This is a genomic window from Cupriavidus sp. PET2-C1 (assembly GCF_054515855.1).
In genome coordinates, this window is the sequence record NZ_JBTNRJ010000003.1 from 307,399 (window position 1) to 326,127 (window position 18,729).

General features: G+C 60.6%; 19 protein-coding genes and 3 pseudogenes. 9 read left to right on the plus strand and 13 right to left on the minus strand.

Annotation, left to right across the window (positions count from 1 at the left end; all coding sequences use genetic code 11):
* Nucleotides 1-52: 52 nt before the first annotated feature.
* On the minus strand, nucleotides 53-424 hold the full coding sequence (locus tag ACX12D_RS35145; RefSeq protein WP_459377241.1) for a tautomerase family protein: 372 nt from the start codon (nucleotides 422-424) through the stop codon (nucleotides 53-55).
* Nucleotides 425-1,063: 639 nt separating this feature from the next.
* Between ACX12D_RS35145 and ACX12D_RS35150 the strand changes: the two are divergent.
* From ACX12D_RS35150 to ACX12D_RS35190, 9 genes and pseudogenes are all read left to right on the plus strand, one after another.
* A pseudogene (locus tag ACX12D_RS35150) lies at nucleotides 1,064-1,719 on the plus strand (SDR family NAD(P)-dependent oxidoreductase); the annotation flags it as partial.
* A gap of 406 nt (nucleotides 1,720-2,125) precedes the next feature.
* The gene (locus tag ACX12D_RS35155; protein ID WP_459377411.1) at nucleotides 2,126-3,334 is read left to right on the plus strand and encodes a serine hydrolase domain-containing protein; all 1,209 of its coding nucleotides are present in this window, start codon (nucleotides 2,126-2,128) and stop codon (nucleotides 3,332-3,334) included.
* A gap of 106 nt (nucleotides 3,335-3,440) precedes the next feature.
* Nucleotides 3,441-4,427 carry a tripartite tricarboxylate transporter substrate binding protein gene (locus tag ACX12D_RS35160; protein WP_459377242.1) on the plus strand — a complete coding sequence of 329 codons (987 nt, stop codon included), beginning with the start codon at nucleotides 3,441-3,443 and terminating at the stop codon, nucleotides 4,425-4,427.
* Between the two features lie 25 nt (nucleotides 4,428-4,452).
* Nucleotides 4,453-5,109, plus strand: coding sequence for a flavin reductase family protein (locus ACX12D_RS35165; protein ID WP_441641189.1), 657 nt, complete (start codon nucleotides 4,453-4,455; stop codon nucleotides 5,107-5,109).
* Nucleotides 5,110-5,397: 288 nt separating this feature from the next.
* Nucleotides 5,398-6,132: an SDR family oxidoreductase gene (locus ACX12D_RS35170; protein WP_459377243.1), complete on the plus strand. Its 735-nt coding sequence runs from the start codon at nucleotides 5,398-5,400 to the stop codon at nucleotides 6,130-6,132.
* A gap of 36 nt (nucleotides 6,133-6,168) precedes the next feature.
* Nucleotides 6,169-7,176, plus strand: coding sequence for an NAD(P)H-dependent flavin oxidoreductase (locus tag ACX12D_RS35175; RefSeq protein WP_459377244.1), 1,008 nt, complete (start codon nucleotides 6,169-6,171; stop codon nucleotides 7,174-7,176).
* Between the two features lie 49 nt (nucleotides 7,177-7,225).
* Nucleotides 7,226-7,828 carry a 2-hydroxychromene-2-carboxylate isomerase gene (locus ACX12D_RS35180; protein WP_459377245.1) on the plus strand — a complete coding sequence of 201 codons (603 nt, stop codon included), beginning with the start codon at nucleotides 7,226-7,228 and terminating at the stop codon, nucleotides 7,826-7,828.
* A gap of 111 nt (nucleotides 7,829-7,939) precedes the next feature.
* Nucleotides 7,940-8,068: pseudogene (locus tag ACX12D_RS35185) on the plus strand (hypothetical protein); the annotation flags it as partial.
* A gap of 36 nt (nucleotides 8,069-8,104) precedes the next feature.
* Nucleotides 8,105-8,242, plus strand: a complete 138-nt coding sequence (locus ACX12D_RS35190; protein ID WP_459377246.1) for a hypothetical protein — start codon at nucleotides 8,105-8,107, stop codon at nucleotides 8,240-8,242.
* Nucleotides 8,243-8,244: 2 nt separating this feature from the next.
* Here the strand turns inward: ACX12D_RS35190 and ACX12D_RS35195 are convergent.
* The 12 genes and pseudogenes from ACX12D_RS35195 to ACX12D_RS35250 form a co-directional block, all read right to left on the minus strand.
* Nucleotides 8,245-8,592: pseudogene (locus ACX12D_RS35195) on the minus strand (hypothetical protein); the annotation flags it as partial.
* Between the two features lie 7 nt (nucleotides 8,593-8,599).
* The gene (locus ACX12D_RS35200; protein ID WP_459377247.1) at nucleotides 8,600-9,679 is read right to left on the minus strand and encodes an AMP-binding protein; all 1,080 of its coding nucleotides are present in this window, start codon (nucleotides 9,677-9,679) and stop codon (nucleotides 8,600-8,602) included.
* A gap of 67 nt (nucleotides 9,680-9,746) precedes the next feature.
* Nucleotides 9,747-10,145, minus strand: a complete 399-nt coding sequence (locus ACX12D_RS35205; protein ID WP_459377248.1) for an AMP-binding protein — start codon at nucleotides 10,143-10,145, stop codon at nucleotides 9,747-9,749.
* Nucleotides 10,146-10,153: 8 nt separating this feature from the next.
* Nucleotides 10,154-10,714: a Clp protease/crotonase-like domain-containing protein gene (locus tag ACX12D_RS35210; protein ID WP_441641184.1), complete on the minus strand. Its 561-nt coding sequence runs from the start codon at nucleotides 10,712-10,714 to the stop codon at nucleotides 10,154-10,156.
* Nucleotides 10,715-11,025: 311 nt separating this feature from the next.
* Nucleotides 11,026-12,495, minus strand: coding sequence for an NAD(P)(+) transhydrogenase (Re/Si-specific) subunit beta (locus ACX12D_RS35215; protein ID WP_459377249.1), 1,470 nt, complete (start codon nucleotides 12,493-12,495; stop codon nucleotides 11,026-11,028).
* Nucleotides 12,492-12,848: an NAD(P) transhydrogenase subunit alpha part 2 gene (locus ACX12D_RS35220; protein WP_441641182.1), complete on the minus strand. Its 357-nt coding sequence runs from the start codon at nucleotides 12,846-12,848 to the stop codon at nucleotides 12,492-12,494. The genes ACX12D_RS35215 and ACX12D_RS35220 overlap by 4 nt, the downstream gene beginning before the upstream one ends.
* Before the next feature lie 10 nt (nucleotides 12,849-12,858).
* Nucleotides 12,859-13,977: a Re/Si-specific NAD(P)(+) transhydrogenase subunit alpha gene (locus ACX12D_RS35225; RefSeq protein WP_459377250.1), complete on the minus strand. Its 1,119-nt coding sequence runs from the start codon at nucleotides 13,975-13,977 to the stop codon at nucleotides 12,859-12,861.
* 151 nt (nucleotides 13,978-14,128) lie between these two features.
* On the minus strand, nucleotides 14,129-14,752 hold the full coding sequence (locus ACX12D_RS35230) for a DsbA family protein (RefSeq protein WP_459377251.1): 624 nt from the start codon (nucleotides 14,750-14,752) through the stop codon (nucleotides 14,129-14,131).
* 129 nt (nucleotides 14,753-14,881) lie between these two features.
* On the minus strand, nucleotides 14,882-15,091 hold the full coding sequence (locus ACX12D_RS35235; protein ID WP_441641179.1) for a hypothetical protein: 210 nt from the start codon (nucleotides 15,089-15,091) through the stop codon (nucleotides 14,882-14,884).
* A gap of 86 nt (nucleotides 15,092-15,177) precedes the next feature.
* Nucleotides 15,178-16,362, minus strand: coding sequence for an acetyl-CoA C-acyltransferase (locus ACX12D_RS35240; RefSeq protein WP_459377252.1), 1,185 nt, complete (start codon nucleotides 16,360-16,362; stop codon nucleotides 15,178-15,180).
* Nucleotides 16,363-16,531: 169 nt separating this feature from the next.
* Entirely contained in the window at nucleotides 16,532-17,266 is a 735-nt protein-coding gene (locus tag ACX12D_RS35245; RefSeq protein WP_267602028.1) for an SDR family oxidoreductase, read from the minus strand.
* Nucleotides 17,267-17,639: 373 nt separating this feature from the next.
* Complete coding sequence (locus ACX12D_RS35250) at nucleotides 17,640-18,218, minus strand: TetR/AcrR family transcriptional regulator (protein ID WP_459377253.1); 579 nt, start codon at nucleotides 18,216-18,218, stop codon at nucleotides 17,640-17,642.
* Between the last annotated feature and the right edge of the window lie 511 nt (nucleotides 18,219-18,729).

Below are 18,729 nucleotides of genomic sequence, written 5' to 3' on the forward strand. Positions count from 1 at the left end.
GCCCTTGCATAGAAAAGGGCGGTCCCCTCAGTCCGAGCAGGCTGCATCACCCTCACACGCGAGGGGCTTCGGGCAGGCGTTCACCGCCGCGCACGACGTATTTGGCGGGATACAGTGTGACGAGAACCTCGACTTCGTCTTCCGATGCCCCGGTGCACGCGCTCCAGATCGAGCTCACTTTTTTGGCCAGCGATAGTATGGCGCCGTCGCTGCGCCCATCACGTATGTGGCAGAAGATCAGCGTTTCGGAAGTGGGCTCTCCCGAACGGTAGAGGTTGTCGGGCGTGGCTTCATGGAATACGACGCTAATCAAGTCGAGCGGCGAAAGGATGATCTCCCTGATCGCGCTCGTGAACTCGCTGGCGATCTTGGCCTTGACGCCAGCTTCGATTCCGACCTTGCATTCGCAAACAATGATAGGCATGTTATGTCTCCGTGAAGTTAGGGCTGCTGAGGCCTCAGTTTCTCGGAACGTCGCCCCTGGTGATTGCATTGGGGTGCCACCACTTGCTTGGAAGTGCCATGACATGGCGTCGTGGCCCGCCAGCTCGTTATCGGTGGGCCGGTGCCCCTGTGCGACGTATGTAGTGTCGCAAACATTGCCCACGCGTTTGGCACCTGCCAGATTGCTCGTTGAGAGAGTCGGGCGGAGTCAACCCCACGGTCGAGCAACTCACAGGCCACGCGCCATGTGCGCTGACGCAGTGGCTGAACATCGCGCTATTCATGGCGTAATAGACAGATGGCCCCACAACTGCGGCCGGCGACGTCAGGTCCTCAACTCAGCCACAGTGACGCGCCGATCAGACGCGTGAATCCATTCTTGAGTGTGAGTCGCTGCGCTTTCCGGTCGATGCTTTCCGCGACCCCGGGGATCGGGGTCAGGCAGTGCTCGCTGAAAGACTTTTCTGCACGAAAGGCCAAATCGGTCGCGCATGTCTTGATGGAGGAAACCCTTGTTGACAGGGGGTTGACGATAACATACGCTTCTTTTACTAAACGTCCGTTTATTAAACGCATCTCAGGTGCGGCCCCTCTCTTACTCATCCATGGAGCAATTCACATGGCAGACAAGAAAGCCATTCTGGCGATTGGAGCCGGCGACGCTACTGGCGGCGCCATCGCCAAGCGCTTTGCCAAAGAGGGCTACATCGCATGCGTTACCCGCCTAACTGTTGACAAGCTCCAGCCCCTGGTGACGAGATCAGGGCCGAAGGTGGCGAGGCGCACGGCTTCGGCTCCAACGCGCGCAAGGAGGACGACATGATCTCGCTGGTGCAGCAGATCGAGAAGGACATCGCGCCGATCGAAGTGGCGGTCTTCACCATCGGCGCCAATGTTCGCTTCGGCATCACCGAGTCCGCCACCCGCGCCCACGCCAAGGTCTGGGAGATGGCCTGCCTCGGCGGCTTCCTGATGGGTCGCGAAACGGCGAAGGTCATGCTGCCGCGGGGTCGCGGCACCATCATCTTTACGGGCGCGCCGGCCAGCTTGCGTGGACACGAAGGTCTTGCTGCATTCGCCGGCGCCAAGCATGCGCTGCGCGCGCTCGCACTAAGCATGGCCTGCGGACTGGGCCCCAAGGGAATCCACGTCGCGCGTCCCGTGATCGACGCTGCGAACGACACGGCGTTCATCCGCGACAGCTTCCCCGAGCGTTATGCGCTGAAGGACCGGGATGGAATCGTTCAACCCAGCTCGATGGCAAATGCTTACTGGAATTAGCGTTCTGAGACCCGGACGCATCAGCAGTCCGCGATGCCTGGACGACGAGATGGAACCGCGGCCCTGGATGGTGTCAACCGCAGATTTCCAGCTGCGCTTCCGCTCCCTCTTTACTGACGGAGAAGCGTTCGTAGACACTTGATGCGATGGCTCCCCAGACCTCCTACAACGCTGGGCATGCATTTCGCGGCTCGAAACCCGGCCCGCGCGTACCCCTGTCAGCGCTTTGCCCACACCCTCACGAATTTGCACGCATGGCTCGGGGCCGCCGTAGCTGGCTAAGCCTTCAAAGTATCACTCATTCTTTCACAACAATTTGCCGGCTTTGACCGGTGTACGGAGACAAACCTTGGCACACGGTCGCAGCACATTTCTCAAGTCCTCCGTCGCGCTGGCAGCGTTGCCGGTCGCCGGTTGCCGCACGTCATCGGATGACACCGCCGCACTGAAAGCCAACGCCGATTCCGTGCTGACCCGTGCCGTCGCATCCGGCGACACAGCCGGCGTAGCCGCCGCGGTGATCAGTCGCGATGAGACCCTCTACACCGCGGCGCAGGGAGTGCGCGCGCTCGGCGCCTCCGCAGCGATGGACATGGACACGGTGATGCTCATCGCCTCCATGACAAAGCCGATTACCAGCGCCGCGGCCATGCAGCTGGTCGAGCAGGGCAAGTTGAGCCTGGACGGTCCAGCGGCCTCGGTGATTCCCGAGCTGGGCGTTCTCAAGGTTCTGGAGGGCTGGGACACGAATGGCGCGCCCGAACTGCGAGATGCCGAGAGCCAGCTCACCCTGCGGCATCTGCTCACCCATACGTCCGGCTTCACCTACGAGATATGGAACGCGGACCTGGAGCGCTACTACCGCACGCAGAACGTCCCCGGCATCCTAACGGGGCAGAAAGCGGCGCTGCGGGTGCCTCTGTGCTTCGACCCCGGCACGCGCTGGAATTATGGCATTGGCATCGATTGGGTGGGCCAGCTGATCGAAGCCGCCAGCGGCCTGCGCCTGGGTGACTACTTCCAGCGCAACATCACAGGACCGCTGGGCATGGACAGCACGGCGTTTAAGATCACCACGGCCATGCGCACCCGACTGGCCGGCATGCATTTGCGCGGAGACGACGGAAAGTTATCCGTGATCGATCTGGGAACAGTGCAGGATCCCGAGTTCGAGTCGGGCGGCGCAGGCCTGTACTCCACTGCCAACGATTACCTGAAGTTCATGCGCATGATCCTCAATACGGGGCGGGGAAACGGCAACCAGATCCTCAAGCCGGAGACGGTGGCCCTGATGTCGCGCAATGCCATGGGCGCGCTTCGCGTGAGCAAGCTGCCGACGCAGATTCCTTTTCTCTCGCGCGACATGGAGTTCTTCCCGGGCGTGCCCAAAAGCTGGGGCTTGGGCTTCATGATCAACGAGAGCGCAGCGCCCACCGGCCGCAGCGGCGGCAGCTTGGCCTGGGCGGGGCTGGCCAATACGTACTTCTGGATCGACCCCACCCTGAACATCGCAGGCCTGGCCATGATGCAGTCACTGCCGTGCGTGGACCCCAGAACCGCGGAGGTGTTCTACGGTTTTGAAAAGAACGTTTACGCCTCGCTGAGCTGATGCCTGAAGAGCGGTCACCGCCCTTCATGATCGAAGGCGCAGGGTCTATGACATGACTCCTTCCTTCACAACACTTTGCCGCTTTGACCGGCGCACGGAGACAAACATGAAAACACTGACTCGCAGACTCTTTGATGCCGCTGTTGTAGTCGCGCTTTGCTGCGCCGCCGCCGCGACGGCGCAGTCCTATCCGAACAAATCCATCCTGATCAAGGTCGCTTACCCGCCCGGGTTCGGGGTGGACGCTTCAGTACGTCCATCCGCACCCGTGCTGGAGCGCGCCCTTGGGCAGACTCTCGTAATCGACAACATGCCCGGTGCGAACGGCTCCATCGCGGCGATGAATGTGTTGAAGGCGTCGCCCGACGGATACACGCTGCTCGCGACGGCGGGTCCGGATTTACTGGTGGCGCCGCTCACGGTCGCTTCGGCCAAGTACACGTTCGACAGCTTCAAGCTCATCGGTTCGTTCGGGATCTCGGACATGGTCCTCGTCAGTCATCCCGATCGCCCTTTCAACAACCTCACCGTGCTCCTCGAACACATGCAAAAGCGTGGCGCGAAGGAGCTCTCCATTGCCCACTGGGGCCAGGGCACGCTCGCTCATCTCGCGGCCGCTGAATTCCAGGAGCGGGTCGGCGTCAAGTTGCTGGAGGTGCCGTACAAAGGTATCGCTCCCATGGCCACGGCCGTCGCAGGAGGCGAGGTGGACCTCGCGTTTGTTCCTCTTGCGGGGCCAATCCTAGGAATGGTTCAGGCCGGGCGGATCAAGGCCATCGCCTTCGCGAGCGCCAAGCGACATCCGCTCATGCCGGATGTCGCGACGCTGAGCGAGCACGCTCGATTCAAGAACTTCGAATTTGGGATCTGGACGGGCTTGTTCGCGCCCGCGCGCACAACCGATGCCGTTGTCGCGCGCCTGAGCAGGGCCTTCCAGCAGTGGAACGACAGCCCGGAATTCCTCGCGCTCGCTACTGCGCAGGGCTTTCGCAAGCTGGACTCAATGACGCCGCAGCAGGCAGCGGCATTCTTGCGCGTAGAAAACGAGAAGTTTGTCAACATCGCAAAGACCCTTAATCTGGTGGCGCATTAACGCTGCTGCCCCGGAGGCCCATACTATGACCGTTCGAGACTTTCACTACTACGAGCCCGCCGAGGGCCACGGGCTGAGCCACAACCCGCTCAATGCGCTGGTGGCACCGCGACCCATCGGCTGGATCTCGTCACGCGACGCGCAGGGGCGGGTCAATCTCGCGCCCTACAGTTTCTTCAACGCGTTCAACTACGACCCACCGATCATCGGATTTTCTTCGATCGCCTGGAAGGATAGCGTTCAAAACGCATCGGAAACGCGTGAGTTCACCTGGAACCTGGTCACCCGCGAACTCGGTGATCAGATGAACCAGACCTCATCACCGCTTCCGCGCGGCGATGACGAGTTCCAGTTCGCCGGCCTCACGGCCGTGGCGGGTCGCAAGGTCAACGTCCCGCGGGTGGGCGAAAGCCGCGCGGCTATGGAATGCAAGGTGATCGACATCGTGCAATTCCGAAACACCGAAGGCGAAAAGGTAGGTGGCTGGCTCGTCTTGGGCGAAGTGGTGGCCGTGTACATCGACAAGACACTCCTGAAAGACGGCGTGTATCAGACAGCCGAGGCATATCCGATCATGCGGTCCGGCGGACTGAATGATTATGTCCAGGTCTCGCCAGACAATGTCTTTCAGATCGCGCGGCTCGCGGGCGCTAGCAGCCCGTCGTCGCACGGCAAGGGATAGCATCGTCCGCAAAACGGCACATGCCAAGGAGATGCAACACCTCCATGCCGGCCTGGTGCTGCCGCAACCGTCGGCCATGGACATGGGAGGCCATGGGCTGTATTCCCCCGTGGGCGAAGTGGACCGCTGGATGGTCGCAAGCCGATACGCGGGTCTAATTGACGCCGCCTGAGCGCGGTCTGGGCTTTACGAATGCACCTAGAGGTTCTTACATGAGAGAAGTCTTGACACCGGGTGCGCAAGCACGTACGTTTACATAACGTTCGTTTATCAAAGGAAAGCGAATTCATGGAACCCACTACCCTGAAAGTCGCGCTGGTCATCGGCGCAGGTGATTCGACCGGCGGAGCCATCGCACGCCGGTTTGCTCGTGAAGGGTTCGTTGTCTGCGCCACGCGCCGCGATGCCGAGAAGCTTACGCCGCTGCTCGAAGAGATCGGCGACCAGGAAGGCAAGGCCTACGGCTTTGGTTCCGATGCCCGCAAGGAAGAAGAAGTTGTCGCACTCATCGAGAAGATCGAGTCGGAGATCGGTCCCATCGAGGTGCTCGTGTTCAACATCGGCGCCAATGTGCCATGCAGCATCCTGGAAGAGACCGGGCGCAAGTACTTCAAGATCTGGGAGATGGCTTGTTTCTCAGGCTTCTTGAACGGCCGGGAAGTGGCTCGCAGAATGGTGGCACGCGGCCGCGGCACAATCCTGTTCACCGGCGCGACGGCTGGCATTCGCGGCTCGGCCAACTTCGCCGCCTTTGCAGGTGCCAAGCATGCGCTGCGCGCGCTGGCTCAAAGCATGGCCCGCGAACTGGGTCCGAAGAACATCCACGTGGCTCATGTTGTCGTCGACGGAGCTATCGACACCGAATTCATCCGCACCAATTTCCCCGAGCGCTATGCTCTCAAGGATCAGGATGGCATCCTCAATCCCGAGCACATCGCGGACAACTACTGGTACCTGCACACGCAGCCGCGTGATGCCTGGACCCACGAACTCGATCTCAGGCCCTACATGGAACGCTTCTGAGACGGACCCACTCCACAACCAATACGACTCAATCCCATGAAGACACGGATCACCGAGCTGTTCGGCATTCGACACCCCATCGTGCAAGGCGGCATGCACTTCGTTGGCCTGGCCGAACTGGCGGCCGCAGTCTCGAACGCCGGCGGGCTGGGCGTCATCACCGCGCTGACGCAGCGCACGCCAGAACTGCTGGCGAAGGAGATCGCCAGATGTCGCGAGATGACGGACCAGCCTTTCGGCGTCAACCTCACATTCCTGCCGACTTTTTCCGCCCCGCCCTATCCCGAGTACATCCAGGCGATCGTGGAGGGAGGCGTGCGCATCGTCGAAACAGCAGGGCGCAGCCCTGAGGAGTACATGCCGGCGATGAAGGCGGCCGGAATTAGAGTGATCCACAAGTGTACGTCAGTCCGGCATGCTCTGAAGGCCGAGAGGATCGGGTGTGATGCGGTGAGCGTGGACGGCTTCGAGTGCGGTGGCCATCCCGGCGAGGATGATATCCCAAACATGATCCTGCTGCCCCGAGCCGCCGATGAGCTCAAGATCCCGTTTGTGGCTTCCGGCGGCATGGCGGACGCCCGTAGCCTGGTGGCTGCCCTCGCCCTCGGCGCCGACGGGATCAACATGGGCACGCGATTCGTGGCAACCAAGGAAGCGCCTGTTCACGAGAACGTGAAGCGCGCCATCGTCGCGGCCACCGAGCTTGACACGCGACTCGTGATGCGCCCACTGCGCAACACGGAGCGTGTGCTGAAGAACGCTGGCGTCGAGAAGATCCTGGATATCGAGCGCGACAAGGGTGAGCAGATCCAGATCTCCGACATCCTTGAGCAGGTCGCAGGCGTCTATCCGAAAGTGATGCTCGACGGTGAGATGGATGCAGGGGCCTGGAGTTGCGGGATGGTCGCCGGCCTCATCGACGACATTCCGAGCGTACGCGAGCTCATCGATCGCATCATGGCGGATGCCAACCACCTGATCGGGCAGCGCCTCGCCCGGATTCTCGGGTCCGAACAAATGCCCGAGGAAAGCGTTGCCGCCTGAGGAAACTCGACGTACACATCGGAAATCCATCAGACTCAGGAGAAAACTCATGTCCAAGACCGCGGAGTTCTATTTCGACGTCGGCAGTCCGGCATCGTACCTCGCATGGACGCAATTGCCGACGATCTGCGAAGAAACCGGTGGCACGCTTGTCTACAAGCCCATATTGCTCGGCGGGGTATTCCAGGCCATTGGCAATGCCTCGCCCGCGACAATTCCGGCCAAGGGCGCATACACCAACATCGATTACGCCCGGCACGCAAGGCTCTACGGCGTTCCCTATCAGTGCAACCCGCACTTTCCCATCATCACGCTCGCGCTAATGCGAGCCGCCACCGGCGTACAGATGAGAATGCCCGACCGGTTACAGGATTTCCTGCGCAGCGTCTTTCATGCGTTGTGGGTCGATGCGCTGGACCTCAACCAGCCCCAGTTTGTCGCCAAAACGCTGGTCGACGCGGGGTTCGACGTCGAGGCGATCCTGGCACTCACCAACGATGCCGAGGTGAAATCGCAGCTGCGCTCGACGACGGAAGAGGCCGTCAAGCGTGGTGTGTTCGGCGCCCCAACCACTTTCGTTGGCGAGCATATGTTCTTCGGCCAAGACCGCCTCGAATGGGTCTGTCACGCGCTGCAAGGCAAGCCTCTGTGAATTGATCCGGCCGTCTCCGGCGGCGCGGCTCTGACCCGGCATCCAGGCTTCCCATGGCAAAGTCCCATCCCAGCGATTCACGACCGAATTAATGCGTTTTCGACCGACCGGCTGACGGGCATCCGGCGTGGCATCGAGAAAGAGTCGCCGCGTGTACGTCGCGCCGGCAGCCTTGCCGTGACGCCCCATCCGGTGGCGCTGAGCTCGGCCTTGACACACGCTTGCATCACCACAGACTTCCGCGAGTCGCGGTGGATTGCACCCACTCGCGCAGCGATGCCTCGGCGTGCCCTGCTCGAGCTTGCCTGGTCCGATACCTACTCCGCGCTCTTCCATGGGCTCGCCGAGGCATCGCTTCGCGAGCAGGCGCGGCTCGAAGCGTCCGACGACGTGCCGTTCGAATTCTTTCGCTAGCACTATCTCTCGCCGTTGCAGTTGCACCCACAGTGCCTGAGTTGTCGAAGCGCTGTGTTACACCGAGCGCCTCTCGCGGCACGGCCAACGACATGGGCCAACCGGCTGATGTTCCAGATGAGCCCGGCCAACGCGCGCCAACGCGACTACCGCGATGTTCGTGCTCTTGCCGCGCGCCGCCAGCTTGCGATAGCGGCGACGTAGCCGCAGCTGCGCGTCCCAGGCGCGATCGATGATGGCCTTCGGGATGCCTTCGTGCCGACGCTGGATCTCGAGGCTGACGCGTGCCGGTAGCTCAAGACTGCCTCGACGAGCAGCTTCCTTGCGTAGCTGTTGCCGGTCTTGGTGATATGCGGCTCAAATGCCCACTGACGAAGATTTCATCGAGCGAATAAATGTGTCACGCAGCAGCTTCTTCTGGAGCTTTCCCGTGGGCAGGCGCGGAAAATCGAGTACAAACGAGAAAGATCGCGGAACTCGTATTGGACCGAGCTTGCTGCGGCAAAGGGCTCTCAACTCCTCAGCTAGCACGTGAGGGGTTCCCGGTTGCCGCTCGACCTGGACCACCGCGTGTACCACTTCGCCGTACTCGTCATCGGGCAGGCCGAAGACAGCCACGTCGAGCACGCGATCATCTGTTACAAGAATGTTCTCTATCTCTTGTGGATAGATGTTCACGCCGCCGGATATGATCGTGAAATCGCGGCGGTCCGAGAGGTATAAGTATCCCTCTTCGTCGAGATGGCCTATGTCACCGTAGGTCCACCACCCTTGTTTACTTCGGCTCGCAGCCGTTTTATCGATATCGTTCCAGTAGGCAAACCCGGCGTCCGACTCAAAGTACACAGTTCCTGTCGAGCCAGAAGCCACTTCGCTCTCATCGTCGGCAAGGATATGAACGATTCCCTCGACGGCACGACCCACTGACCCCTTGTGAGCGAGCCATTCAAGCGAACTGATCGCACAGGCGCCGATCCCTTCTGTTCCCGCATAATACTCCTCCAGGATCGGCCCCCACCATTCGATCATTGCCTCTTTGATATGGATGGGGCAAGGTGCGGCGCCGTGCATCGCTACGCGATGACTGGAAAGGTCAAACTGCATGCGCATGCCTGGGTCAAGGCGCAGCAATCGATGGAACATCGTCGGAACCCATAAGCTATGGGTAACACGGAATTTTTCCATGGCATGGAGAGCCTGAACTGCATCAAAGTGCTCCATGACTACAGCGGTACCACCGAACGCCAGGGTCGCCGAGACGTTTCGGTGCGGCGCGGCATGATACAGAGGTGATGTACACAGATGGACCATGGACATATCGACGCCCGGCTTGCTGGCAAACGCAGCATCGCGCGGGTCCATGTCACGGAACCCTATAGGGGGAATCGGCTTGCGCACACCTTTTGGCCGCCCGGTCGTCCCGGACGAGTACATCATCTCCCTGCCACGAGCGGGATCATGGATTGATGTCACTGAGCACGCACGAAGCGCGTCCTCGAATCGCTCAAAACCAGGAATAGCGCCCCCAAGGGCGAAACATGCTGCGGAACCAAAATCGGACGCTAAAAGACCCGCGCTGTTGACGGCGGCCACTGAAACGAACACAGCGCGCGCCACAATCGCGCGCGATATAGCGCAGGTCGTCGGCGCTTAACTTAGTTGACACCGGTGTAAAAACGACGCCAGCGCGCTGACACCCCCATCCCAGATATAGGAACTCGGGGCAATTCTCGACGCAGAAGAGCACAGCGTCTCCGGTCTTGATCCCGGCACTGCGCAGAAGATTGGCAACCCGATTGGCGCCATCTTCCAGTTGGGAATACGTGATTTCGCGCCCGCCAGGTATGAAGACCGCCGCTATCTTCTCGGGCATGGTCTGCGCGTAGTGCGATGGATGCGCCATGTCGCCTCTCACGAGAACAGGGAGAAGTCACGCGCACGACGCTCGAAAAAGGCCGCGAGAGCATTCTTGGGTTCGGCAGACCTGAGACAGATGGCAGACTCTGGCAGTTTGAGGTCGATAGGATCGAGCTTTCCCTCATCTTCACTTCTGCGAATGAGGTAACGCATTGCCCGAATCGCGCAAGGGTCCATCGTGTGCTCTAACGCTGTTCCCGCGAGAATGTTGATCAGGCCGCATTCAGCCTCGTCTTGCGGGGTGCAGGGCTCGCCAAGCAGAAGCAACTCAGTCGCCCTAGGCGTCCCGAGGTTGTTCGGCGGCAATTGACTTGACCCGAACTCCGGGAAAATTCCCAATCTCGATGGTGCCTCTGAGGCATCCTCATTTCCGCTCGTGAGTGCTTCTTCGCTGTCGTGTATCACCACAGCGCGAACTTCGCCGGGCCTGCCCGCGCCTCTGATTGACTCAGCAAGGGCTCCGTGCCCATCGAAAGTGATGGCATTCTTCCGGTCTGATCTGTTAAGGCCAGTGAACATGACGCCTCGGTCCGCCACAACTTCTATGTGCTTCATTGCGGTCTCCTAAACATCGCGCCGATTTGCATCGACTTGAGAAGGTCGCCAGCCCGTTATAGGCGACAATGGGTATTGCACGATGGATACCGAAGCGTCCATGCGAGTTCGGCCTCACCCGCTTTGCCACTAGTGATCAGGCGGTCGAGGGTGCTGCTCACCGTAGCCAGTCCTTTCTGGATGGCGGCTGCGCCGATGTTCGAGTGGCACCACATCGAATCCTGCCGCTACGTCTTGACGGCATGGCGCAATCGAAGGACGCGGCCACCTGGCCAGGCTGAGGCCGGTTCGTCGACCGTCAGCACATGCGGCTATCCCGCGGCCTTGACCATGTCCTCGACCACCTTCTTGGCGTCGCCGAATACCATCATGGTCTTGTCCATGTAGAACAGCTCGTTATCGAGGCCCGCGTAGCCGGCCGCCATCGAGCGTTTGTTCACGATGATGGTCTTGGCCTTGTACGCCTCCAGGATCGGCATGCCGGCGATCGGGGAGTTCGGGTCGGTCTTGGCCGCCGGGTTGACCACGTCGTTGGCGCCCAGCACCAGCACCACGTCAGCCTGGCCGAACTCGCTGTTGATGTCTTCCATCTCGAAGACCTGGTCATAAGGCACCTCGGCTTCGGCCAGCAGCACGTTCATGTGGCCCGGCATGCGGCCTGCCACCGGATGGATCGCATACTTTACCGTCACGCCGTGCTCCGTCAGCTTCTCGGTAAGTTCCTTGAGCGCATGCTGGGCGCGCGCCACCGCCAGGCCATAGCCCGGCACGATGACCACCGTCTCGGCATTGCTCATCAGGAAAGACGCGTCATCCGCCGAACCCGACTTGACGTTGCGCTGCTCGGCGCTGCCGCTGGCCGCGGCACTCGCCGCACCGCCGAAGCCGCCCAGGATCACGTTGAAGAACGAGCGGTTCATGGCCTTGCACATGATGTACGACAGAATCGCACCGCTCGATCCCACCAGCGATCCGGCGATAATCAGCATCGGGTTGTTCAGAGAGAAGCCGATGCCGGCCGCCGCCCAGCCCGAGTATGAGTTCAGCATCGACACCACCACCGGCATGTCCGCGCCGCCGATCGGGATGATGATCAGGACACCGAGCACGAAGGCGATCGCCAGCATCAGCAGGAACGGCTGCCAGTTCTGCGTGAGGAAGAACGCCACGCCAAAGCCAAACATCGCCACGGCCAGCGCCAGGTTCAGCATGTGCTGGCCGGCGAAGACCACCGGCGCGCCTTGGAACAGGCGGAACTTGTAGCGCCCGGCGAGCTTGCCGAACGCGATTACCGAGCCCGAGAACGTGATGGCACCGACGAAGCAGCCGATGAACAGCTCGACGCGGTTGCCCATTGGGATCGCATGCGAGCCCGCCGTGCTGATGCCGAAAGCCGCTGGCTCGGCGACTGCCGCCACCGCGATGAACACCGCCGCCAGGCCGATCAGCGAGTGCATCGCCGCGACCAGCTCAGGCATCTTGGTCATCTCGACCTTCTTCGCCACGTAGGCGCCGATGCCGCCGCCTACCACCAGCGCGCCGAGAATCAGCGCCAAGCCCGTGCCGACCGATGACTGGCCAGCGCCGGCGGGAGGGAATTCCTGCTTGAGCTTGACGATCAGCGCCACGGTGGTCACTGCGGCGATCGCCATACCGGCCATACCAAAGGCATTGCCCTTGCGGGCCGAGGCCGGGTGCGACAAGCCCTTGAGCGCCTGGATGAAACAGACCGAGGCGGACAGATAAAACAGCGTTACCGAGTTCATGGACAGAAAGTTCATCGCGCCACCTCCGCCACAAGGTCATCGGCCACGGACGTGGTACTAGCCTGCGGCGCAGCCTTGGGTGCCTTCTTCCGGAACATCTCCAGCATCCGCTGGGTCACCATGAATCCGCCGAACACATTGACCGCGGCCAGCGCCACGGCCAGCGTGCCCATGATGCGGCCGGTGGGGCCTTCGGTAAGGCCTGCGGCCAGCATCGCGCCGACGATGATGATGGCCGAGATTGCATTGGTCACGGCCATCAGAGGCGTATGCAGAGCGGGCGTGACCGTCCAGACAACGTGGTAGCCCACATAGATCGCGAGCACGAAGATGATCAGGTTGATTACCGTGTGGTTCACCATTTCCATTAATGTCTCCTTAACTGGCCAATGCCATCTTGTCGCGCCGGGTCATCAGGCAGGCCTCGACAATGTTGTCTTCCAGGTCGATGGAGAGCTTGCCTTCCTTGTCGATGATGAGCTTAAGGAAGTCGAGCACGTTGCGCGCGTATAGCGCCGAGGCATCGGCCGCCACCATGCTGGCTAGGTTGGTATGGCCAACCAGCACCACGCCATGCCGCTCGACCACCTGGTCGGCCACCGTCAGCGGGCAATTGCCGCCCTGCGCGGCGGCCAGGTCGACTACCACTGAGCCGGGTTTCATCGCCATCACGGTCTCTTCCTTGAGCAACACCGGCGCCGGGCGGCCCGGAATCAGCGCGGTGGTGATCACGATGTCGGCTTGGCTGGCACGCTGGTGCACCAGCTCCGCCTGGCGGCGCATCCAGTCGGCCGGCATGGGGCGGGCATAGCCTCCCGCGCCCTGCGCGATCTCGCGCTCCTCCTCGGTCTGGAAGGGCACGTCGAGGAACTTGGCGCCGAGCGACTCGATCTGTTCCTTGACCGCTGGGCGCACGTCGGAGGCCTCGATCACCGCGCCCAGGCGCTTGGCCGTGGCAATCGCCTGCAGGCCAGCAACGCCGGCGCCGAGAATCAGCACGCGCGCGGCCTTGACGGTGCCGGCCGCGGTCATCAGCATCGGCATAAAGCGCTGGTAGTGGTCGGCGGCTTCGAGCACTGCCTTGTAGCCGGCGATGTTGGCCTGCGACGAAAGTACGTCCATGCTCTGCGCGCGCGTGGTGCGGGGTGCCGCCTCTAGCGCGAAGGCGACGATGCCGGCCGCAGCCATACGCGCGTTGTTTTCGGCGTCGAAGGGATTGAGCATGCCGACCAGGGTGGCACCGGGCTTCATCTGGCCGAGTTCGGCCTCGTCCGGCGCGCGCACCTTCAGCACCAGTTCGACGCCGAGTGCCTGCGCGGCGGTGCCGATGCGGGCGCCCGCGGCCTCATAGGCTGGGTCCGGCTGGCTTGCCCTGACTCCGGCGCCCGCTTGGACAATGACTTCGTGACCTTGCGCGACGTACTTCTTGACCGTCTCGGGCGTGGCGGCAACACGGGTCTCGCCGGCCCGCGTCTCCCGCGGGATACCGATTTGCATCTCGTCTCCTTATGATGTTCGTTCCTGGAGTGGTACCCGGCGGGGCCAGCCTTCCAATCTAGATTTGGCTGCCCTCTTGAGAGCCATGGTTGTCGCTCACCGTGCGTGCACGCTTCCCCAGCATCTTGAGGCGCCGTGGGCAACGGTTCGCTTACCTTAGTCGTGCTTTCGCATTCTCAATTTCCTCCTCCAAATCCCGCAACTGATCCTTCCCAAAGAACATCTCGTCGCCGACAAAGAAGGTCGGAGAGCCAAACGCACCGCGTTCGAATGAGTTCTGGGTATTCGCCAGCAAGATCTGCTTGACCTCGGGATCCGCAATGCGGGCCTCGAAGCCTTTTCCGTCCAAACCGGCGACATCCAGGGCTGCCGAGATGACGGCGGGATCATCCATCTTCAAACCTTGTTCCCACATGTTTGCGAACACGGAATTTACGTAGGGCATAAAGGTGCCGTTCTTCTGGGCAGCCACAGCCCCGCGCATGATCTGCAATGTATTGACGGGCCAAAATGGATTGTCCCGATAGGCGGTCAGTCCGTGCTTGGTGATGAAGCGCTGGATCTCTAGACGCCCAAACTCCGGCTTGTTCTTGATACCCGCAAAAGCCTCCGCGGGAGAACGATTCCCCGTTAGCCTGAACAGCCCCCCAAGAAGCACCGGAATATATTCGAACAGGACGTCCTGCCGTGCCTCAATAATCGGAATGACTTTGTGGCTAAGGTAGGAATTCGGGCTGCCGAAATCAAAGTGGAACTGAACTCGTAAGCCGCTCATGGTGTCTCCTAATATATGACGTAGTGAAATTTGGGTAGAACGTTTAGCAAAGCCCGCTTACCTGTTGTGGATCTGACGACGGATGCTCCACGATCTCTGTCGAAATCGGCCCACGCTCTGCTAGGGCGGTCATACAGCCTGCCCAGGTGCGGGACTCACCGACAACAAGTGCTGGTGAGCAGATCGGGCAGCTTCGAATTTTCCTCGCGCATCGTCTGCCGATTCCGCCGCTACCGTGATGACACCTGCCAGTTCGAGTTCAGCGTTTAATACAAAGAGGGAGAATATCTGTGCTGCCTTCTGCGAAACGTCATCATTTCCAAACGTCGTGTCTTTCATTGCTATCCCCCGGTGGATCCTCTGTATGGTTGCGTCGCAATCGCCGATAGATCTGATGTGACCGAAAACCGTGTTCCAATGGCGATTTACGCTACCTCGAACAGCCCCGCTGCCCCCATTCCACCACCGACACACATCGTGACGACAACGTATTTCTCTCCACGGCGTTTGCCCTCGATCAGGGCGTGACCCACAAGCCTTGCACCCGTCATGCCATACGGGTGCCCGATGGAAATCCCGCCACCGTTCACATTCAATCGGTCCGGATCGATTCCAAGGCGATCGCGACAGTAAAGAACCTGGCACGCGAACGCTTCATTCAGTTCCCACAGACCGATATCGCTAACTTTCAACCCATGCCGATCCAGGAGTTTCGGGACCGCAAAAACCGGACCAATACCCATTTCCTCGGGCGCACAGCCCGCCACCGCGATGCCGCGGTAGATACCAAGAGGCTGCAATCCGCGCCGCTCGGCCAAGCGGCGATCCATCAGGACCGAGGCCGAGGCACCATCCGAAAGCTGACTTGCGTTTCCTCCGGTGACGACGCCACGGTCAATGACTGTCCTGAGCTTTGCCAACCCCTCCACCGTTGTGTCGGGACGGTTCCCTTCGTCGCGGTCCAGTAGCACGTCACGGAAACTGATCTCCCCTGTCTCCCTATCCTGGATAGCCATGGCGGTTTGGAAGGGTACAATTTCGGCCGCAAAGCGGCCCTTTTCCTGGGCAAGCGCCGTACGGCGCTGTGATTCCGCCGCGTAAACATCCTGCGCCTCTCGGGAAATGCCATACCGCCCCGCGACGAGTTCAGCGGTCTGCAGCATCGGCATATAGGCATGTGGAACCCGCTCAATCAATCCCGTGTCGGCCGCACTCGTCATCCATTCGACAAAACGGTCCTGAACCAACGAGATGCTCTCTTGCCCCCCTGCGACCACCACGTCCATCTCGTCCACAATGATCTGCTTTGCTGCGGTGGCCATCGCCATCAAGCCAGAGGCGCATTGCCGGTCGATGGACTGACCCGCGACGTTGACCGGAAGTCCGCCGGCTAACGCGCTAAGACGGCCAATGTTCATGCCAGCCGTGCCTCCCGGCATCGAGGTCCCGATCACTACATCCTCAATCTCTTCCGCGGCGATTCCGGCACGCTGAACCGCATGCGATATGACGTGCCCCATGAGGGTCGGCGACTTTGTGTTGTTCAGCGAACCCTTATAGGCGCGACCGATCCCGGTCCGTGCCGTCGAGACAATGACTGCTTCCCTCATGCTGCCCTCTTGATGATGTGAATACCGGGGAGACCCCCGCTATGACCGTGTCTCTCTCTGACGCATCGCGAAGCTGGGCCACCAACAGAGAGAATGGGAAATTCCTTCGGTTGGCCACGCATTGCGATCGTGCGGAAGCGGTCTCTATCCCATTGGTTAGACGTTTTGATTACCAGGTCTCAGTCCAGGGACGCAGGTCGAGTTCAAATGTCCAGGCGTCGCGTGGTTGCGAATGAAGGTACCAGTAGTTCTGTGCGATATGCTCCGGATTCAGAATGCCATCCTGGTCTTTCAATGCATAACGATCCGGAAAATTGGTGCGGATAAAGTCAGTGTCGATCGCGCCGTCCACCACAATATGGGCCACATGGATGTTCTTCGAGCCGAGTTCGCGGGCCATGCTTTGCGCAAGCGCGCGAAGCGCGTGCTTGGCACCCGCAAACGCGGCATAGTTTTCCTTGCCTCGCAGACCCGCAGTAGCGCCGGTAAAGAGAATCGTGCCACGTTGACGCTGTACCATGCGCTTGGCAACTTCCCTTGCGTTCAGAAATCCTGCAAAGCAGGCCATTTCCCAGATCTTGAAGTACTTTCGCGCTGTCTCCTCAAGGATGGAAGAAGGCACATTGGCGCCAATGTTAAATACGAGAACGTCAATTGGGCCGATCTCGGACTCAATCTTATCGATGAGGGCGACCACCTCCTCCTCCTTGCGCGCGTCCGTGCCAAACGCGTAGGCGATCCCGCCGGCATCGTGAATGGAGTCAACTAGCGGTTGGAGCTTGTCCGCTGTACGACGCGTCACACAAGCGACCATGCCTTCCGCGGCGAAACGCTTGGCGATTGCACCACCCGTGGAGTCCCCCGCTCCGATCACGAGCGCGACCCTCTGCTCTCTGACATCCATCACTGTCTCCTTTATTAACGAACGATCGTTTAGTAAAGAAAGAGTACTTCACCCCCACGCAGGAGTCAAGGGCGACTTACCCTAGCGCACCTACAACGAGAATGCTCAGGAGCACGCTGTGCGCGGCACGCGAAGTGGCGAGGATGGTAAGGAAAGAAGAAAAGCCGCGACGGCGCTTGCTGTATGGCTTCGCGCGCCGGGGCCAGAACCGGAAGCATCGACAGCACGTGCGGTGCGGCCGGGTCCGACAATCGAAGCCGTCGCAATGAAAGCGCGGTACCGCGGCATGCACGCACATATCTGCGCGCATCGAGAAGAACCCAGAAGGGCGCAGAACTGCGCCCGGAGGAGGCGGGTGCTACATTGGCACCGCTTAGGTCTTGCTGAGGGGTTCGAGCCGTTCAATAGACCGCCCGAGAAAGCGACGGCTGGAAGCGAGAATTTGCTGCCTGGTCCGGTCAGTTTCAACCACCCGGGCCAGCAAAATGGCACCCACGCACTGCGCAATCAACGCCCAAGCCGCATCCGGGTCGTCCAAACGCTGCTTCCAACTGCTCTGCAGCTTCTTCGCGCTTTCCTCTACTGAGGCGCGAACTGCTGGCCCAGACCTCGCGATTTCAGGTCCCAAGGTCGGCAGGACGCACCCTGATTCCGGATGCAGCGCATGAGAACTGCTGAGATAGCTTCTGATGCGTTTCACGAAATGATTTTCGGCCGTCTCATCCTCGCCTGCGAGCATTTCAGCGCTGTTGGTCAACTCCCGCTGGATGACCTCCGCGAACAGTTCCGCCTTAGAGCCAAAATGACTATAGAAGGCGCCCCCAGTGAGCCCGATGGCACCCATCAGGGCATCGACTCCCGTTGAATCGAATCCTCCCTTTTTTGCAATCGCTTGACTACTGTTAAGGAGTTTCTCCCGCGTCTCCTGCTTGTGCGTGCTTGAGTAGCGCATTTTCGCCTCACTTCGAACTCAGGACATGGCACGAATTATAGCATGACGATCGTTCAGGAAAGTTCTGCGCCGGGTTGATGCTGCAGCGCAACAGACTGCCAATTTCCAAGATACCGGCCTGCGCTCGCCAGGGCTGGGTGCCCCGGATACCGTCCTGTACATCGGCCGTCGAAGCCCGTCTAAGCGCCGTCTCTTCTCGGCCCGAGTGAGTGCCATCCTCGGGACGCGAAGGCGCCCAGCTCGCGTCCCGCTCCTATGCCGTGGGCACCAGATGGCATGCGCAGGTCGAATCACCAACCGCGAATAGTTGTTGACATCACTCAGTGTGTAACCTAGCATCTTTTGCAAAACGATCGTTAACTAACGAGTCACGCGCCATCTGTTTGGGCCAGTCCCCGGCACGAGAATTCCGTCGGTAGGCCTACCAGTGAGCTGCGCGTTCGTCACGATGCTTCTCACCACACGGAGTCGACTTCATTCGGAAGCCGTGGGGCAGATGGCAACAGAGCGA

What these genes read in the sequence shown, in the direction of transcription:
- ACX12D_RS35145 (WP_459377241.1), bottom strand. Translation starts at nt 424, where the DNA reads ATGCCTATCATTGTTTGCGAATGCAAGGTCGGAATCGAAGCTGGCGTC.
- ACX12D_RS35160 (WP_459377242.1), top strand. Translation starts at nt 3,441, where the DNA reads ATGAAAACACTGACTCGCAGACTCTTTGATGCCGCTGTTGTAGTCGCG.
- ACX12D_RS35165 (WP_441641189.1), top strand. Translation starts at nt 4,453, where the DNA reads ATGACCGTTCGAGACTTTCACTACTACGAGCCCGCCGAGGGCCACGGG.
- ACX12D_RS35170 (WP_459377243.1), top strand. Translation starts at nt 5,398, where the DNA reads ATGGAACCCACTACCCTGAAAGTCGCGCTGGTCATCGGCGCAGGTGAT.
- ACX12D_RS35175 (WP_459377244.1), top strand. Translation starts at nt 6,169, where the DNA reads ATGAAGACACGGATCACCGAGCTGTTCGGCATTCGACACCCCATCGTG.
- ACX12D_RS35180 (WP_459377245.1), top strand. Translation starts at nt 7,226, where the DNA reads ATGTCCAAGACCGCGGAGTTCTATTTCGACGTCGGCAGTCCGGCATCG.
- ACX12D_RS35190 (WP_459377246.1), top strand. Translation starts at nt 8,105, where the DNA reads ATGCCTCGGCGTGCCCTGCTCGAGCTTGCCTGGTCCGATACCTACTCC.
- ACX12D_RS35200 (WP_459377247.1), bottom strand. Translation starts at nt 9,679, where the DNA reads ATGATGTACTCGTCCGGGACGACCGGGCGGCCAAAAGGTGTGCGCAAG.
- ACX12D_RS35205 (WP_459377248.1), bottom strand. Translation starts at nt 10,145, where the DNA reads ATGGCGCATCCATCGCACTACGCGCAGACCATGCCCGAGAAGATAGCG.
- ACX12D_RS35210 (WP_441641184.1), bottom strand. Translation starts at nt 10,714, where the DNA reads ATGAAGCACATAGAAGTTGTGGCGGACCGAGGCGTCATGTTCACTGGC.
- ACX12D_RS35215 (WP_459377249.1), bottom strand. Translation starts at nt 12,495, where the DNA reads ATGAACTTTCTGTCCATGAACTCGGTAACGCTGTTTTATCTGTCCGCC.
- ACX12D_RS35220 (WP_441641182.1), bottom strand. Translation starts at nt 12,848, where the DNA reads ATGGAAATGGTGAACCACACGGTAATCAACCTGATCATCTTCGTGCTC.
- ACX12D_RS35225 (WP_459377250.1), bottom strand. Translation starts at nt 13,977, where the DNA reads ATGCAAATCGGTATCCCGCGGGAGACGCGGGCCGGCGAGACCCGTGTT.
- ACX12D_RS35230 (WP_459377251.1), bottom strand. Translation starts at nt 14,752, where the DNA reads ATGAGCGGCTTACGAGTTCAGTTCCACTTTGATTTCGGCAGCCCGAAT.
- ACX12D_RS35235 (WP_441641179.1), bottom strand. Translation starts at nt 15,091, where the DNA reads ATGAAAGACACGACGTTTGGAAATGATGACGTTTCGCAGAAGGCAGCA.
- ACX12D_RS35240 (WP_459377252.1), bottom strand. Translation starts at nt 16,362, where the DNA reads ATGAGGGAAGCAGTCATTGTCTCGACGGCACGGACCGGGATCGGTCGC.
- ACX12D_RS35245 (WP_267602028.1), bottom strand. Translation starts at nt 17,266, where the DNA reads ATGGATGTCAGAGAGCAGAGGGTCGCGCTCGTGATCGGAGCGGGGGAC.
- ACX12D_RS35250 (WP_459377253.1), bottom strand. Translation starts at nt 18,218, where the DNA reads ATGCGCTACTCAAGCACGCACAAGCAGGAGACGCGGGAGAAACTCCTT.